The organism is Actinoplanes sp. NPDC051343 (assembly GCF_044455125.1).
Taxonomy (GTDB): domain Bacteria; phylum Actinomycetota; class Actinomycetes; order Mycobacteriales; family Micromonosporaceae; genus Actinoplanes.
Map to the genome: position 1 here is coordinate 284,562 of NZ_JBITEL010000015.1, position 15,313 is coordinate 299,874.

The window sequence follows — 15,313 nt, forward strand, 5'->3', positions numbered from 1 at the left end:
GATCTCCCGCTCGCCTCACCGGAATCCGTACATCTTGAAGACTTTGCTTTGACGCCGATCGCCTAAGCGTTCCATAGCGTTCGGGTGGCGGCTACAAAGTGACGGTTGCGGAGACATCGGCGCAGATCATCGTGGGGGCATGCGGATCGCACTGGTCACGGAGTCGTTCCTGCCGGATGTGAACGGGGTCGCCAACTCGGTTGTGCGCACGGCCGAGCATCTTGTGCGGCGCGGTCATCAGCCGCTCGTCATCGCCCCTCAGCCGCCGCCGGCGGTCCGGGACACCCGCGTGGACGTGCCCTATCCGGTGGTCCGGGTGGCGTCGATGCCGATGCCCGGTTATCCGCAGATCCGGCTCGGCCTGCCGACGCGGACCATTTCCGCCGCACTGCGGGCGCACGGCACCGAGGTCGTTCACCTAGCCAGCCCGTTCGTGCTCGGCGCGTGGGGAATGATGGCGGCGCGCTCGCAGCAGTTGCCGACCGTCGCGGTTTATCAGACCGATGTCGCCGCCTATGCGCGCGCCTATCGGGTGTCGATGACCGAAGGCGCGGCCTGGCGCTGGATCCGCCGGGTGCACAATCTCGCCTCCCGCACCCTGGTGCCGTCGACGGAATCGGCCGCGGCATTGCACACACACGGGGTGGACCGCATTTATCTGTGGCGCCGGGGCGTCGACGACGTTCAATTCCATCCGCGCCATCGCAGCGACGGCATTCGCCGGGCGCTGGCTCCCGGCGGCGAAGTGCTGGTCGGATTCGTCGGCCGGCTCGCGGTCGAGAAACAGGTCGACCTCCTGGCGGAGGTCTCCGGCCTGCCCGGGGTCAAGCTGGTCGTGGTCGGTGACGGCCCGGCGGCGGACATGCTGCACAAGGCGCTGCCCAAGGCGACGTTCCTGGGTGTACGCCGCGGAAAACAACTCGCACGCATTTATGCGAGTCTCGACGTCTTCGCGCACACCGGCCCCTACGAGACATTCGGCCAGGCGGTGCAGGAGGCGATGGCGAGCGGCCTCCCGGTCGTCGCCCCGCGTGCCGGCGGCCCGGTCGACCTGGTCGCCGACGGGCGCACCGGTTATCTGGTGCCACCGTTCGAGGCGGCCGGCTTCACCGCGGCGATCGCCGGCCTGGTGGCCGACCCGGAGAAGCGGGCGGCGTTCGGTGCCGCCGGCCGGGTCTCGGTCGAGGGCCGCAGCTGGTTCGCGGTCGGCGAGGAACTGCTCGGGCACTACCACGAGGTCGTCGACGCGACCGCGGTCCACCGCCGCACGGCGGTGGCCGCGTGAGGATCGTCCGCATCGCCAACTTCGTCACGCCGAAATCCGGCGGCCTGCGCACCGCCCTGCGGCATCTCGGCACCGGCTACGAGTCGGCCGGCCACGAGTCGGTGCTGATCGTGCCCGCCCCCGAGGCGGCGGAGAAGCAGACCGAGCAGGGCCTGGTGATCACGCTGCCCGGCCCGCGAGTGCCCGGGATGGGCGGCTACCGGATGTTGCTCGGGCGGCGGCGGACCTCGGCGCTGCTGCGCGACCTGCGGCCGGACCGGATCGAGGTGTCCGACCGGACCTCGCTGCGCTGGGTCGGCGGCTGGGCCCGCAGGCGGGACGTGCCGTCGATGATGGTGTCCCACGAGAGCCTGGACGGGCTGCTGCGGCTCTTCGGCCCGGCCTGGGGCCGCCGGGTCGCCGACAACCTCAACCGGCGGACCGCCGACGACTTCGACCGGATCGTCTGCACCACCCGGTGGGCGGCGGCCGAGTTCGAACGGATCGACGCGCCCAACGTCTCCCGCGTGCCGCTCGGAGTCGACCTCGACCGCTTCTCGCCGGCCCGGCACGACCCGGTGCTGCGGGCCCGGTGGGCGAAGCCGGACGAGATCCTGCTGCTGCACTGCGGGCGGCTGTCGGCCGAGAAGAAGCCGCGACGCTCGCTCGATGCGGTGGCGGCGCTCCGCAAGGCCGGGGTGCCCGCCCGACTGGTCGTGGCCGGATCCGGGCCGCTGCTGCCGATGCTGCAGGCCGAGGCCGAGAAGCGCCGGCTGCCGGTCTGTTTCCTGGGGTTCCTCGGCGACCCGGCACTGCTCGGGGCACTGCTGGCGACCGCCGACGTGGTGCTCGCGCCGGGACCGGTCGAGACGTTCGGGCTGGCCGCTCTCGAGGCGCTGGCCAGCGGGACGCCGGTGGTCGCGAGCGCCGAGAGCGCCCTGTCCGAGGTGATCGGCTCGGCCGGGATCGCGGCGCCGGGCGACGGGCCGGCCTACGCGGACGCCGTGCTCGCCCTGATGGAACGGCCCGCGGACCGGCGCCGACGGGCGGCCCGGGAGCAGGCGGAACGCTTCCCGTGGACGGACGCGGTGGACGGCTTCCTCTCGGCGCACGGTGCCGGCCGCGTACGCCTGGTCGGTTCTGGGTAATCGACCCCCGTGAACGTACGGTTTCCAGCCTCGGTAAGCCTCGCCATAGCGAGCGTCTTCCTGCTGACCGGCTGTGACGGGTGGCTCGGCGGGGTTGCCCTGGTCGCGGCCGGCCACGACCACCGCGACGGCCATCGGATCCGCGGCGACGGCGACGTGTCGTCGTTCGCCCTGGTCAACGGCGCCGACGTGGTACGCGTCCGGCTGGGCGACCTGGGTGGCGACCGCTACGAGGTGTCCACTCCCGACGGCTCCAAGGTCGTACCCGCGGTCGACGTCGACGGCCACGAGGTGATCGCCGGTCTGCACGCGACCTCCGGCGGCGACCCGGCCCTGGTCACGGTCGTGCTCAGCTCGAAGGTGCACTGGAGCGTACGGCTGTCCGGCGGGGCCGACGACGAGTCGGTCGACCTGACCGGCGGCCCGGGCGGCGACGTCGATTTCGGTGCCGGCACCTCGCGGGCCGCGGTGGCCCTCCCGGCCGCGCACGGCACCCAGCGGGTCGTGCTCGGCGGCGGCGCCGCACAGTTTGACGTGCGCCTCGCCGGCGACGCCCCGGTGCGGGTGGCGGCGAACGGCGGCGCGGGCAGCGTGACGATCGACGGCCAGACGCACTCGGGCGTGGCCGGCGGTTCCGTGTGGAGCCCGGACGGCTGGTCGACAGCGACCGACCGTTACGACATCGACGCGACCTCGGGCGTCTCGACGCTGACGGTCTCGCGCGTGTAGTGGATGCGCTGGGCGGCGACACCGGCCGCCAGCAGCTCGGCCCGGATCTCGGCGGGCGGGTTGGCCAGCACCAGCGTGACCCGGTGATCGTCGGCCACGCCGCACAGCGCGGCCAGCGTGCCCAGGTTGATCGGGTCAAGGGTGTGTACGTCACCCAGCTCGACGATCAACCGCCGGGGCCGCACCTTGCGGACCGCGTGGATGAGGAGCTGACGGAGCGGGAGGGCGCGGTCGGCACCCATCGCTCCGTGCGGCTGGATGACCAGACTGCCGTCGGGCTCGGTGCGGGTTTCGACGTCGGACATCGGTCCGCCTTCCGTCAACCTGTTGTTGGCCGGGCCGTAGCCGTTCCTTTGCCGGGGGCGCCAGCGTATGCGTCGCCCGTGCGGGCGTCGATCTCCAGACGCGTGGTCATGCACCAGGCGAACAAAAGTCAGGCCGCGACAACGCCGGCCGCCGTCGGTGCCGGCATGCACTCGGCCAGCGTGACCTCGACGATCTCCGGCTCGATCGGTAGCTCGGCGGCACCGGCACCCGAGATCGGGCGGCGCGGCCGCGGCTGCACCCGGCCCGAGCTGCCGCCCCGGCCGGGATAGGTGAGCAGGCCGTTTATCGGATCGGGCACCGCGTCGAGCGCGGCCTGGACGGCCGGGAGCGCACGGAACTCGGGCCACTGGTCGTCACTGCGGAAACCGATCTCGAACAGGACGCCCCAGGAGTGGCGATGCCAGGCCCAGTCGTACGCCCCGTGGGTGACCGCCGCTTCGACCAGGTCATTGCCATGGGCATCCTGCCAGCGCGCCGCGGAGAGTTGCGCGCCGTCGAAGACCTCGATGGACCACCAGTGGAGTTCCATGGTCCCCCGATCGTATGACCGGTGGTCCCGCTATGTCACTAGCCCCCGACGATAGGCATAGACCACGGCCTGGACCCGGTCGCGTAAACCGAGCTTGGTGAGAATCCGCGACACATAGGTCTTAACGGTCTCGTGGCTGATCATCAGGGTCTCGGCGATTTCGCTGTTCGACAGGCCGTTGGCGAGCAGCCGCAGCACCTCGAGCTCCCGCGCGGTCAGGCTCGCGTCGTCGCCCGGACGGTCGCCCGGGCGGATGCGGGCGGCATAGCGACCGACAAGCCGGCGAGTGACCTCCGGATCGAGCAGGGCGGCGCCGCCGGCAACCGTACGGATGCCGTCGAGCAGCCGGGCCGGCGGGGCGTCCTTGAGCAGGAAACCGCTGGCCCCGGCGCGAAGAGCCTCGTAGACGTACTCGTCGAGGTTGAACGTGGTCACCACCAGCACCTTGACCGGGTCGGCCACCCCGGCGCCGGCCAGCAGGCGGGTCGCCTCGATCCCGTCGAGCACCGGCATGCGGACGTCCATCACTACCACGTCCGGCTTGAACCGGGCCGCCAGGTCGACCGCCGCACGGCCGTCGCCGCACTCGCCGACCACCTCGAGGTCGGCCTGCGCGTCGATGATCGTCGCGAACCCGGCGCGGATCAGCGCCTGGTCGTCGCAGACGAGCACCCGGATCATGACCGGGGGATCCGGGCGGTCACGACGAAGCCGCCCCCGCTCGGCCCGGCGCTGAACTCCCCGCCGAGCACGGCGACCCGCTCCCGCAGCCCGGCCAGGCCCCGCCCGCTCCCGCCGACCGGCGCGGCCGGCCTTTCCGACCCGTCGGTACTGATCTCCACGTCGATCTCCCCGGCGCCATAGTGGACACCGACAGTAGTGGGACGCCCATGAGCGTATTTGAGGGCATTGGTCAGCGCCTCCTGCACCACCCGGTACGCCGTCACCTCGGCACTCCCCGTCGCCTCGGCCGGTGCACCCGCCTCGGCGAACTCCACCGGCTGCCCGGCCCGCCGCGTCTGTTCCACCAGTTCGTGCAGGTCGCCGACGGTCCGCGGCTCGACCCCGTGATCGGGGTTGAGCAGGTCGAGCAGGTGCCGCAGATCGGAGACCGCCCGCCGGCCGGTGTCGGTGATCGCGGTGAGCGTCCGGTCGAGCTTCTCCGGCGCGGCCGTCAGATAGCGCGCCGCCTCGGCCTGCACGACCATCGCCGTCACGTGATGGGTCACCACGTCGTGCAGCTCGCGGGCGATGCGGGTGCGTTCGGCGGCGCGGGTGCTCTCGGCGACGTGCCTCCGGCGCTCCGCCTCGGCAACCCGCGAGATCCGCAGCCACGACCCGGCACCCCAGGCGATGGCCAGGCCCAGATAGAAGGTCAGGAGACCGGCGGGGCTCTCGTCGACGGCGACCGCCAGCACGGCGTACGCCAGGGAAGCCGTCGCCATGGCGACCCGCCGGTGTCGCTCGGTGTGCAGCCCCGCGTTGAGCAACGCGATCGGCAACACGATGGTCGCCACCGTGTGATAACCGCGGATCTCGTCGGCCGCGAAGCCTACCGACACCAACGCGAGACAGACCAGCGGCCACCGCCGGCGCACGGCGAGCGGCAGCGACTCCAGCAGCACGACCGCGACGGCCAGCGCGTCCAACGGCCGGTTCGGCACGTCGCCCAGCTGGGTCCCATGGCTGTCGACCGCCGGTACCAGCGATATCGCCGCGATCAACAGCGCGAACGGCAGGTCTCGCACGATGACGTCGGCGCGCCGGAGACCGATCACGCGACGAGAGTAGCCGTGGTGGCGGCCTCGGTGGCACGCCGCCGCAGGGGCATGACGCGCCCGCGCCGCCGGGCCAGCCACATGAACGCGATCGTCACCAGCACCCCGGCAACCAGCGCATAGACGCTCGCCTCGGGCCCGAACGCGCCGCCGCTGACCGCGGTCGGCCCGGAAAGGGCACTGTGCAGCACGCCCTCGGGGGCGCTCTTGCCCGAGATGTCGGTGCCGAAGATCGCGCCCTCGGCGAAGTTCCAGCCGAAGTGCAGACCGATCGGCACCCATAGGTTGCGGGTGGCCGCATAGGCCGCGGCGAGCATGCCGCCGGCCTCGATCGCGACGGCGGTCGCACTCCACAGCGTCGCCCCCGGGTTGAACAGGTGCGACAGGCCGAACAGCAGGCTGGTCAGGATCAGCGACAGCCAGGTGCCCAGACGTCCCTCGATGATCCGGAACAGGACGCCGCGAAACAGCAGTTCCTCGGTCACGGCCGCACCGGCGGTGAACCCGATCAGCGCCACCGGGCCCGCGATCGAGCCCCAGCCGAGCACGCGATAGTCACCGAGGAACCAGATGTTGGCGATCACCGCGGCGAACAGGCCGGAGCCCAGGAGGAGACCACGGCTCAGGGCGCCGAGGGCGCCCTTTCGCGCCACCTCGACCGGGTCGCGGTGCTCGGTCCGGCGCACGATCCAGGCGTACGCGAGCAGCGAAAGTATCGCCGTCGCCACGCCCAGAACCAAGGTGAGAGGGGTGTTCCAGTCGACCGCGGCGACGGCCTGGCCGCCGACGAGGGCGATCAGGGCGACGACCACGAGCTGCTTCAACAACCGCACGATGCGCTCCTTGGCGATACGCCGCGACCGGGGTGCCGCGGACATGTCGAACGCTATGGAGCCCGGCGCCCGAAATAGTCACCATTCCGAGCGCACTTCGGGTAGCTCGCCCGAGCGACCGTCACATCCGTCCGGGCTGCGGTGTCTTGTTGTCAGGAGACGTTCCACGGCGAGGAGGCAGCACCATGCACGTTTTCGTGGCCGGCGCGACCGGCGTGCTCGGGCAACGACTGGTGCCCCAGCTGGTGGCCCGCGGTCACCAGGTGACGGCGACGACGACCAGCCGGGCCAAGCTCGCCCTGGCCGAGGGCCTGGGCGCGACCGGCGTGGTGATGGACGGCCTGGACCCGGGCTCGGTCGCCGAGGCGGTGGCGTCCGCCCGCCCCGACGTGATCGTCAACGAGATGACCGCGATCTCGATGGCCCACGCCGGCAAGCCCGACATCAAGCACCCCGACAAGTGGTTCGCGATCACCAACCGGCTCCGCTCCGAGGGCACCGACAACCTCCTGGCCGCCGCCTCGGCCACCGGTGTGACCCGCTTCTTCAACCAGGGTTATGCGGCGTGGAACGGCGAGCCGACCGGTGGCTGGGTCAAGACCGAGGAAGAGCCGCTCAACCTCATGCCCGGCACCGCCGCCAACCCCGTGCTCAGCACCCTCGAGCAGGCCGAGGAAAAGGTGCTGAAGTTCGGCGGCACGGTCCTGCGCTACGGCTCCCTCTACGGCCCCGGCGCGATCGACGACCAGGTCACCCTGCTCCGCAAGCGCCAATACCCGCTGGTCGGCAGCGGCTCCGGCTACACGTCGTGGGTCCACCTCGACGACGCGGCCACCGCAACCGTCCTGGCCGTGGAACGGAACGCCACCGGCGTCTTCAACATCGTCGACGACGACCCGGCCCCGGCCCGCGACTGGCTGCCCTACCTGGCCCAGTGCTCCGGCGCCGGCAAGCCGCTGCACGTCCCGGTCTGGCTGGCCCGCCTCCTCGCCGGCGACCAGGCCGTCTTCATGATGACCGAGGGCCGCGGCTTCTCCAACGCAAAGGCCAAGCGCGAACTCGGCTGGAAGCTCCGATACCCGTCCTGGCGCGAGGGCTTCCGAGCCGAGCTCGCGCCCCCCTCCAACTGATCGCCGAAAGCCTCTCCCACGCCGAAATAGCCGCAGCCATGGTGGCCGGCCTCGAGACCGTAAAGACTTACGTCTCCCGGATCCTCACCAGACTGGACCTCCGCGACCGAGCCCAAGCAGTCGTCCTCGCCCACCGAACAGGCCTCGCCACCACCGAGCCATAGGTCACCGGAAAGCCGTGCAACACGGGCCGGACCCCTCAGGTAACCTGGTGCCCGCGGGCCGCTAGCTCAATGGCAGAGCTGAGGACTTTTAATCCTTAGGTTCCGGGTTCGAGTCCCGGGCGGCCCACCGTACTAGCCTGGGGCGACCCCCCAGACCCACGTTGCGGTGGGGGCGCTGGGCGGGTCGGCACCGGGCTGTCGTTGCTCGCGCTTCTCGCTGACGCGAGGCTTTCGCGGCCGTTGCCCCGGGTTCGACCGGCGGCCGTTGGCGATCACGCGGCCCTGTTGACCTTGGATCCGACGGGCGCGGGTGGCGTTGGCGATGAGTTGGTCGGCGTTGCGGTAAGAGTCGTGGAGCGCGTGCAGCGTGACGGCGTCCATCGCGGTCGCGTCTTGGTCAACCTGTGCGATTCCTCGGCACGCGGCAAGCTGGATGTCGAGTTCCTCGGCAGTGGTCCTCATGGCGCCTGTCGCCTACGTCGCGGTGGCGCCGGGCGGGGCGGTGACGGGCAATCGCTTCTTGTGCTTCGCTGCGCAACCGGGCTGTCCGGCGATTGCGTTGCCGCTAGCGGGCTGCTCCAAAGCCAGAGTCGCCGGGCCGTTTCAAGTCCGCCGGCGTCGTCCGAGCCTGCTGGTCGCGCTTCGTGCCGAGGAACGTCAATCGCGAAAGCACGGCTGCCTTCGTCGGCGGAATGTGCACGCTCGTGCACCGATGCGGCTTGGTGCATGAACGTGCACATCGGCTATGTTGTGTATGTTCGTGCACACGAGGGAGGCGGGATGCGAATCGCCAATGCGCGAGACCTTGGTCTGATCGTCCGGCAGGCGCGGCAGGATCGAGGTCAGACTCAGGCGGCGCTCGCTGACGCGGCCAAAGTGAGTCGTCGCTGGCTTTCCGACCTCGAGGCAGGAAAGTCGACTGCCGAGTTCGGTCTGATCCTGCGTACGCTGGACGCGCTGGGGCTCGGTTTGGACGCCTTTGCTGTCGAACCTGCACCCGGCGACCTCGATCTTGACGCTCTCTTCGGTGACATCGGGACCGATAATGGCTGAGGCGCCTGAGAGGCGATTGGCGGTTCTGATGGCCGGCCAGCGGGTCGGCGTCATTTCGCAGGGTGCGGACGGCCGCTTCTCGCTGGAGTACGAGGAGCAATGGCGGATCGCGAAGGATGCCACGCCGTTGTCGCTATCGATGCCCCTCGCCCGACGAGCGCACTCGGATGCGGTGGTCCGACCGTTCCTCTGGGGCCTGCTGCCTGACAATGAACGGGTACTTGAGCGGTGGGCGCGAACGTATCAGGTATCGGCCGGCAATCCGTTCGCCTTGCTTCAGCATGTTGGCGAGGACTGTGCGGGCGCTGCGCAGTTTGTCACGCCGGAACGGGTTACGGCGGTCCTTGCCGGCGACGGCGGTGTCAACTGGCTTGGCGAGGGCGAGGTGGCTGACCGTCTGCGTACGCTGCGTGCGGATCCGACCTCCTGGCATGTTCACAACAGCGGGCAGTTCAGCCTTGCGGGGGCCCAAGCCAAGACGGCTCTGTATCTCGATGCCGGCACTGACCGATGGGGCGAGCCCTGGGGCGCGGCACCCACGACCCACATCCTCAAGCCTGCGGTTGCTGGTCTGGACGAACACGACCTCACGGAGCACTTGTGCTTGGAGGCCGCCAATCGGGCAGGCCTGCCGGCCGCGCTGTCCTCAGTGGTTACGTTCGGGCACGAGCGGGCCATCGCCGTCGAACGGTACGACCGCTTGAGCCAAAGTCCCGAAGAGCCGGTCCGGCGGATACATCAAGAGGACATCTGCCAAGCCCTGGGGATGCCGCCAACCGCGAAATACCAGAATGAGGGAGGACCGTCGCCGGAGCAGATTATCGACCTCCTGCGGCGCGAGATCCATCCAGTGCGCATCGCCGAGGCCCACGTCTCCCGTTTCGTCGATGCCCTAGCCTTCAATTGGATAATTGCCGGCACCGATGCGCATGCGAAGAACTACTCGCTCCTGCTCGCTGGCCGGCAGGTCCGGCTGGCACCGCTTTACGACGTCGCCAGCGCACTCCCGTACGACGATATGTACCTGCCTCGACTCCGGATGGCGATGCGGGTGGGTGGCGAGGACCGGGTCGAGGGCATCAGCGGTCGGCATTGGCGCCGGTTCGCTGAAGCGAACCGGCTCGACTCCGACGAGACCTTGGCACGAGTACACGCGCTCGCGGTGCGGACACCCGAATGTTTTGCTGACGCTGCGCGCGACGACGAGGTGAAGGTGCTCGGAAGCACTCTGCCCGCCAGATTGGCGGAGCGCGTCGCCACTCGCGCCATCTGGTGTCAAAATGCCCTTGCGCGGGACTAGTCTTCCTGCGCGTGCGGCTGTCAAGTCGCCGTCGCGTTGGTCTCTCGTCGTCTCTCACGAAGCCGGGCAGAGCCGGCAAGTTCCGGCAGTGGTTCGCCTGGAACGACGGTGAAGCGGTTCGCATGGTGCAACGTTCGGCCCACCGTACTAGCCTGGGGGCGACCCCCCAGACCCCACGTTGCGGTTGGCGCGCTGGGCCGCCCGGCGGCGGGCCGTCGTGGGTCGCCTCCTCCGTATGCGAGCGGCTGTTTGATGGTTGTCTTGCGCTCAGCTGGCTGACGTCGATGAGGTGTTCTTGGATGCGGTCAGCGTGGTGTGGCACCGATTCGTCATCGGAGCGCTGCCGATCTTGGCCTTAAACGGTGAGCCGATGGCGTTCCGCGGCGCCGGCGTCGGCCAATTGGGGTCAAAGCCCGACAGGCCGTTTCGTCACCTGGAGCTTCCAGCAATCCTGGTTCGGATCGGCATTCGCCCCAATCCCAGGCGTTAAGCACAGCTCAGATGCTTTGGACGCTTGCTGCGACAGGTCTGTGGCTGGTAGCACCTGTGACATCTACGATATCTATGACATCTGCGCCAATTAGCCGACCCCGTGGGTGAGCCATGCGTGCGATCGACACCTCCCATGTCCCTGCCGAGCAGTTCGACCAGCTAGAGCGTGCTGCTGCCGAGATCTCACCGGAGATGCTCGACGTCATCCGTGCGCTTACCGAGTCCATTCGTGCGGGCGCCGAGATCACTGCGTTCGAGCCGACCGCCACGCTAACGCCGAATGAAGCCGCTGATCGCCTTGGCATGAGTCGCGCACACTTGTACAAGCTCCTTGACCGAGGCGAAATCGTGTTCGATCGAGTCGGCCGGGATCGACGCATCCCATTCGCCGAGGTCATCAAGTTCGAGCAGCGCCGCCAGCATGACCGTCGTGAGCTCGCCGAGCGTTTCGCGCGACAGCAGCAGAACCGTGCCGCTGCGGTTGACGAACTTTCCGACCCGCTGTGAATCGACCGTTCGGCTGGGGGTCGCAGGCGCTCCCCGCCGGCACCGCCGGGACAATGGCCCGGTGGAATCCCGACGGGCAGGCCCTACTCTCCGAGTCTTGCAGGATGATCTACGCGACGGATGGAAGTCGCCTCACGTTCAGCCGGGGCCGGGCGTTGAAGGACTCGACCCGCTTTCTCCGCTGAGCTAGTTGCCGCATCCGATCGTCCAGAAAGCGCGGGAGAGCTTCGGCGACGACCCGAAGCACGACAACTACGTCGGGCCGGTAAAGAGCTGTACTCGATTCACGCTACTCGAGATCAAGTCTGGTCAATGGCGTGGCGGCGTTTGGATCGACTCCGGCACCGGTACGTGTTGGCTGGTTGCGGCTGGGCTCGCTAAGGGTGGCCACCAAGACCGGGATGACTTTTATGAGCGCGCGGAACGGACCGACAAGTCTGGCGAGATCGACAAATGGCTGCCCCTCGATGCTGATCGCCGGCAGTTGAAGCGCGAGACAGCGGCGAGGTTATTGACGGACTGGGAACTAGAAATACAGCGTCTCGTCCTGGAAGCCCTGCGCACGGTCGCCGACGGCGGAACTGCGGCCTTCATCGTTCCGCACCCGAAGGACCCTGCGGGGCGGTTCGCAAAGTTCAGGGTGGCTGTTGAGCAAGTGCGCGAACCAGGCTTCGAGCGCGAAGAGACAGTGGTTGAGATCGACCTCGAGAACGAGTTCCGCACGTCTAACCTGGGCTGGCAGGCCACGATGCGTGTGCTGATCTCGATCAGCCCACTCGAAACAAGCTGGGATCGCTTCGGCGACACTTACTCGACGATCGACGAAGTGGGAAGCCAGGCCCTTCGTATCGATCAGCTGCAGAAGATTACCGATGATGGCCTGATCGCGCAGTCGAGTCCCAACGACAAGGCCCACTACACGCATCGACGTAATCTCGCCCTGAGTTCGGTTGTGGGCCGAGGTGTCAGGTCGATGTGTGGAGTCTACTTCGTCCCCTATCAGGATCATGGATCCTTGCCCAAGTGCTCTGTCTGTGAAGAGCGCTACCACAATCTACCTAAGTGATCCGGGCCGTTGCGACCTCGTCGTTGTCGTCGGCGAGAGGAAGAATATCGATCTCTACCGACATGGTCGCTTCGGCCGGAAGCTCATCTTCGGCAAAGGATTCGAGAATGGACTGCGAGCCGACCACCACCACAGCGTCATGGCCGATGATCTGACACGCCGTCCGGATCGCTGTTATAGCTGGTCGCGTCGCATCAGCTCGCCAACCCCAGAACCTCGGATCGCTCCGACTGGGACAGCAGGCCCCGCATAGGCGAGACCTCGCGCATCTCGACCGAGTCGACATCCAATCCGGTCATCACCCGGTGCAGGCCCGACACGTCGCCGTTTTCGACCAGGTGCTCCCAGCGGTCCAGGTTCCGCAGACGAGGCTGCCCACGGCTGACCTCCCGCAGGCGAGTCAGATTGCGCAGCACAGTGGGTCGCCACTCATTCAGAGTCTCTGATGTCAGATGACTCGACAGCCGACCGTGGAGCTCCCACGAGCGTCTCGATGAACGACCGAGTTCCGGCCGCACGGGCCGCCGCACAACCTCCAGACGGTAACCCATGCACGAGAGCAACCGGTCGAGCATGGCGGTGGCCCCGGCGTCCGCCGTGCATCAGCCTGCTCCGTGAGCCGCTCAAGCTCGAGATCTGGTCGGCGACAGATTGACATTGATGTGTGACAATGTGTGACGCCATGCGGAGGGTCGGGGCGTAGGACTGGCTCAGGAGATCCGGGGGTCTTGAGTGAGCAGAATCGAAGTCTCGTCACCGGACGTCGCCACCGCGGCTGGCCCCGGCAAGCAGGCCGGCGACAGGAGTGATCGCGGATCCGCGGCGCTGGGCGCGCTGAAACGGCTGTGGTCGCGCCGCGAGTGGATCCTCGTGATCCTTGGTGGGCTGGTGCTCGCGGCGATGCTGACCTGGCCGACGCTGCGCGATCCCCGGCACACGGTGCCGGGGGACATCGGCGACCCGACCTTGTCCGCCTGGCAGATTGCCTGGGGCGGGCACGCGCTGCTGCACGATCCGTCGCATCTGTGGGACTCGAACACGTTATATCCGGCTCCGCACTCGCTGGCCTTCACCGATACCGTCCTCGGTTACGCGCCGTTCGGCATGATCGGATCCGGCATGGACGCGGCCGTCCTGCGATACAACATCGTGTACGTCCTGGTATACGCGCTCGCCTTCGTCGGGGCGTACGCCCTGACCCGCCAGTTGGGCGCGCATCCGCTCGGCGCGACGGTGGCCGGCGTGGCCTGGGCGTTTGCGCCGTGGCGACTCGCGCATGCCGGGCACCTGAACGTCCTCTCCATCGGCGGAATCGCGCTGAGCCTTGCCATGATCGCTCGCGGCCATGGCTGGTCGTTGCGTACCGGCCACCGGCCGGAACGGCACAGCGCGTGGTGGGCGCTGGCCGGTTGGCTGGTCGGCGCCTGGCAGATCACCACCGGGCTGGCTGTCGGGCTCGCGTTCGCATATGTAATGGTCGCCATCTGCCTCGTCGTCGCAGCGTGTTTCGGCTGGTTCTGGTGGCGACGCGGCCGGCCGCCCTTCGGACGGCGGTTGCTGGCCGCCGATCTGATCGGCGGGGTGTGCTTCGCCGCGGCCACGACCTACATGGGGCTCGCCTTCGAGCGCGTCGTGCAGCTCTACCCTCAGGCCGACCGGGCCCTGAGCTGGACCGAGATGTACTCGCCGCCCTGGCGGGGCCTCCTGATCGCACCGGAGGCGTCCTGGCTGTGGGGCGTCCGACACGTGGCGGCACGTTCCAAACTGCCGTGGGCGCCGGAGATGACCCTGCTGCCTGGCGTGGCGTTGATCGCCTTGGCCACGGCGGGGATCTTCTTCTCGGTCTTCCGGGACCGCCATCGGGTCCTGCTGGCCCTCGGCACCCTCACGGCGGTGCTCCTGACGCTCGGCGCGACGCTGCCCTGGCACGGCGACCCGGGCTATCTGACTCTTTCCAAACACCTGCCAGGCTGGATCGCGCTGCGCACACCCGGGCGAATGATGGTGTGGACCTCGTTGTTGCTGGCCCTGCTGGCGGCCGGTGCGGTCAGCGCATTCGTTGCCTGGACGCGAACCGTCGCGCCGTGGCCCAAGGCCGACACTGGGCGGTCAGTGCACCTGGCCCGCGGCAAATTCGTCCTGTTACGCCTCGCCCTGCTGATCCCGCTCGCCCTGGTTCTCGTCGAAGGGGTCAACCGGACCTCGCACCCCGAGGTGCTGAGATATCCGGCCGCGATGAGCGTTGCGCCCGAGCCGACCCTGGTGCTGCCCAGTGGAGGCAGCCTCGAGATGTCCATCATGTTGTGGTCGACGAACGGGTTCCCACGCATGCCCAACGGCTTGGTCTCCTTCGTCCCGGCCGGCCAGGACCAGATTCGCTCGAGCAGCATGACGTTTCCGGACCAGGCAAGCGTCGCGTCCCTGCGAGCCGCAGGCATCAGGTCGGTCGTCGTCCTTCCCGAATGGCTGGGCGGAAGCCCGTGGGAGGCCGTCCCCGGGCGCCCGATCGACGGCCTCGGCATCACCCGTGAGCAGATCGACGGCGCAATACTCTACCGACTCGGATGACGCCTGGCGCCGGCCGTTAGTTAGCGGGGGTCGGAGGTGACCACGTAGATGCCGTAGACGACGCCGGGAATGTGGCCGATCAGCTGAAAGAGGATCGCCCACAGGACGCGGCGGGTCGGGCCCTCGTGGATCAGGACCGCCAGGAACGGCAGGAACAGGGAAAGGATGATCAGGAGGATCTTTTTCATGCGGTCATCCTGCCTTACCGGCGCCGGCGCGGAGTCGCTGGACAGAGCTACCGGTGGATGGCTCCTGTGGGGGACCCCCTTGAGACGTCGTCACTGCCGGGGGCAAAAAGGTCCGGAAATAGCAGTAGGCCCACCCCTTTTCGGGGTGGGCCTACTGTCACGTTGAGTCCGGCGGTGTCCTACTCTCCCACACCCTCCCGAGTGCAGTACCATCGGCGCTGGAGGGCTTAGCTTCCG

The 15,313-nt window shown here is 68.5% G+C and carries 17 protein-coding genes, 1 tRNA gene and 1 pseudogene; 11 read left to right on the plus strand and 8 right to left on the minus strand.

The genetic code is table 11. The annotated features are described in order from the left end of the window. Window positions 1–139 precede the first annotated feature (139 nt). From ACIA5C_RS39700 to ACIA5C_RS39710, 3 genes are read left to right on the plus strand one after another with little or no spacing between them, the layout of a single operon-like run. Entirely contained in the window at window positions 140–1,285 is a 1,146-nt protein-coding gene (locus ACIA5C_RS39700) for a glycosyltransferase family 4 protein (protein ID WP_396064602.1), read from the plus strand. Next, window positions 1,282–2,412, plus strand: coding sequence for a glycosyltransferase (locus ACIA5C_RS39705; protein ID WP_396064604.1), 1,131 nt, complete (start codon window positions 1,282–1,284; stop codon window positions 2,410–2,412). Before ACIA5C_RS39700 ends, ACIA5C_RS39705 begins: the two co-directional genes overlap by 4 nt. A gap of 9 nt (window positions 2,413–2,421) precedes the next feature. Further along, the gene (locus tag ACIA5C_RS39710) at window positions 2,422–3,141 is read left to right on the plus strand and encodes a hypothetical protein (RefSeq protein ID WP_396064606.1); all 720 of its coding nucleotides are present in this window, start codon (window positions 2,422–2,424) and stop codon (window positions 3,139–3,141) included. Here ACIA5C_RS39710 and ACIA5C_RS39715 read toward each other — a convergent pair. The 5 genes from ACIA5C_RS39715 to ACIA5C_RS39735 all read right to left on the minus strand — a co-directional run bounded on the left by ACIA5C_RS39715 (window position 3,087) and on the right by ACIA5C_RS39735 (window position 6,608). Next, complete coding sequence (locus ACIA5C_RS39715) at window positions 3,087–3,446, minus strand: STAS domain-containing protein (RefSeq protein ID WP_396064608.1); 360 nt, start codon at window positions 3,444–3,446, stop codon at window positions 3,087–3,089. The two genes, ACIA5C_RS39710 and ACIA5C_RS39715, sit on opposite strands and share 55 nt — an antisense overlap. A 128-nt stretch (window positions 3,447–3,574) precedes the next feature. Next, a complete protein-coding gene (locus tag ACIA5C_RS39720; protein WP_396064610.1) occupies window positions 3,575–3,997 on the minus strand; it encodes a hypothetical protein in 423 nt (140 codons plus the stop codon). Between the two features lie 30 nt (window positions 3,998–4,027). Next, window positions 4,028–4,678, minus strand: coding sequence for a response regulator (locus ACIA5C_RS39725; protein WP_396064612.1), 651 nt, complete (start codon window positions 4,676–4,678; stop codon window positions 4,028–4,030). Then, entirely contained in the window at window positions 4,675–5,775 is a 1,101-nt protein-coding gene (locus ACIA5C_RS39730) for a sensor histidine kinase (protein WP_396064614.1), read from the minus strand. Before ACIA5C_RS39730 ends, ACIA5C_RS39725 begins: the two co-directional genes overlap by 4 nt. Further along, window positions 5,772–6,608, minus strand: a complete 837-nt coding sequence (locus ACIA5C_RS39735; RefSeq protein WP_396064616.1) for a lysostaphin resistance A-like protein — start codon at window positions 6,606–6,608, stop codon at window positions 5,772–5,774. Before ACIA5C_RS39735 ends, ACIA5C_RS39730 begins: the two co-directional genes overlap by 4 nt. Window positions 6,609–6,793: 185 nt before the next feature. Between ACIA5C_RS39735 and ACIA5C_RS39740 the strand changes: the two genes are divergently transcribed. The 7 genes and pseudogenes from ACIA5C_RS39740 to ACIA5C_RS39770 all read left to right on the plus strand — a co-directional run bounded on the left by ACIA5C_RS39740 (window position 6,794) and on the right by ACIA5C_RS39770 (window position 12,320). Further along, window positions 6,794–7,738, plus strand: coding sequence for an NAD-dependent epimerase/dehydratase family protein (locus ACIA5C_RS39740; protein ID WP_396064618.1), 945 nt, complete (start codon window positions 6,794–6,796; stop codon window positions 7,736–7,738). Continuing rightward, a pseudogene (locus ACIA5C_RS39745) lies at window positions 7,729–7,902 on the plus strand (response regulator transcription factor); the annotation flags it as partial. The gene ACIA5C_RS39740 and the pseudogene ACIA5C_RS39745, both read left to right, overlap by 10 nt. A gap of 55 nt (window positions 7,903–7,957) precedes the next feature. Continuing rightward, a tRNA-Lys gene (locus ACIA5C_RS39750) sits at window positions 7,958–8,029 on the plus strand. A 653-nt stretch (window positions 8,030–8,682) separates the two neighbouring features. Beyond that, on the plus strand, window positions 8,683–8,955 hold the full coding sequence (locus ACIA5C_RS39755; RefSeq protein WP_396064620.1) for a helix-turn-helix domain-containing protein: 273 nt from the start codon (window positions 8,683–8,685) through the stop codon (window positions 8,953–8,955). Continuing rightward, window positions 8,948–10,255 (plus strand): type II toxin-antitoxin system HipA family toxin, encoded by a 1,308-nt coding sequence (locus ACIA5C_RS39760; protein WP_396064623.1) that lies wholly within the window; start codon window positions 8,948–8,950, stop codon window positions 10,253–10,255. Before ACIA5C_RS39755 ends, ACIA5C_RS39760 begins: the two co-directional genes overlap by 8 nt. A 603-nt stretch (window positions 10,256–10,858) precedes the next feature. After that, window positions 10,859–11,254 (plus strand): helix-turn-helix domain-containing protein, encoded by a 396-nt coding sequence (locus ACIA5C_RS39765; protein WP_396064625.1) that lies wholly within the window; start codon window positions 10,859–10,861, stop codon window positions 11,252–11,254. Between the two features lie 190 nt (window positions 11,255–11,444). Further along, window positions 11,445–12,320, plus strand: a complete 876-nt coding sequence (locus ACIA5C_RS39770) for a DUF3039 domain-containing protein (protein WP_396064627.1) — start codon at window positions 11,445–11,447, stop codon at window positions 12,318–12,320. Here the strand turns inward: ACIA5C_RS39770 and ACIA5C_RS39775 are convergent. Next, window positions 12,313–12,447, minus strand: a complete 135-nt coding sequence (locus tag ACIA5C_RS39775; protein WP_396064629.1) for a hypothetical protein — start codon at window positions 12,445–12,447, stop codon at window positions 12,313–12,315. The two genes, ACIA5C_RS39770 and ACIA5C_RS39775, sit on opposite strands and share 8 nt — an antisense overlap. Window positions 12,448–12,514: 67 nt before the next feature. After that, window positions 12,515–12,736, minus strand: a complete 222-nt coding sequence (locus ACIA5C_RS39780; RefSeq protein WP_396064631.1) for a hypothetical protein — start codon at window positions 12,734–12,736, stop codon at window positions 12,515–12,517. A gap of 409 nt (window positions 12,737–13,145) precedes the next feature. Between ACIA5C_RS39780 and ACIA5C_RS39785 the strand changes: the two genes are divergently transcribed. Continuing rightward, window positions 13,146–14,888, plus strand: a complete 1,743-nt coding sequence (locus tag ACIA5C_RS39785; protein WP_396064680.1) for a hypothetical protein — start codon at window positions 13,146–13,148, stop codon at window positions 14,886–14,888. Between the two features lie 20 nt (window positions 14,889–14,908). Here ACIA5C_RS39785 and ACIA5C_RS39790 read toward each other — a convergent pair whose 3' ends face one another. Beyond that, window positions 14,909–15,076, minus strand: a complete 168-nt coding sequence (locus ACIA5C_RS39790; protein WP_396064633.1) for a YqaE/Pmp3 family membrane protein — start codon at window positions 15,074–15,076, stop codon at window positions 14,909–14,911. Window positions 15,077–15,313: the final 237 nt, after the last annotated feature.

Bases quoted from the DNA above. Each gene is read 5' to 3' on its own strand.
- ACIA5C_RS39760 (WP_396064623.1), top strand. From the start codon at position 8,948: ATGGCTGAGGCGCCTGAGAGGCGATTGGCGGTTCTGATGGCCGGCCAG.
- ACIA5C_RS39725 (WP_396064612.1), bottom strand. From the start codon at position 4,678: ATGATCCGGGTGCTCGTCTGCGACGACCAGGCGCTGATCCGCGCCGGG.
- ACIA5C_RS39790 (WP_396064633.1), bottom strand. From the start codon at position 15,076: ATGAAAAAGATCCTCCTGATCATCCTTTCCCTGTTCCTGCCGTTCCTG.
- ACIA5C_RS39755 (WP_396064620.1), top strand. From the start codon at position 8,683: ATGCGAATCGCCAATGCGCGAGACCTTGGTCTGATCGTCCGGCAGGCG.
- ACIA5C_RS39720 (WP_396064610.1), bottom strand. From the start codon at position 3,997: ATGGAACTCCACTGGTGGTCCATCGAGGTCTTCGACGGCGCGCAACTC.
- ACIA5C_RS39715 (WP_396064608.1), bottom strand. From the start codon at position 3,446: ATGTCCGACGTCGAAACCCGCACCGAGCCCGACGGCAGTCTGGTCATC.
- ACIA5C_RS39765 (WP_396064625.1), top strand. From the start codon at position 10,859: ATGCGTGCGATCGACACCTCCCATGTCCCTGCCGAGCAGTTCGACCAG.
- ACIA5C_RS39700 (WP_396064602.1), top strand. From the start codon at position 140: ATGCGGATCGCACTGGTCACGGAGTCGTTCCTGCCGGATGTGAACGGG.
- ACIA5C_RS39740 (WP_396064618.1), top strand. From the start codon at position 6,794: ATGCACGTTTTCGTGGCCGGCGCGACCGGCGTGCTCGGGCAACGACTG.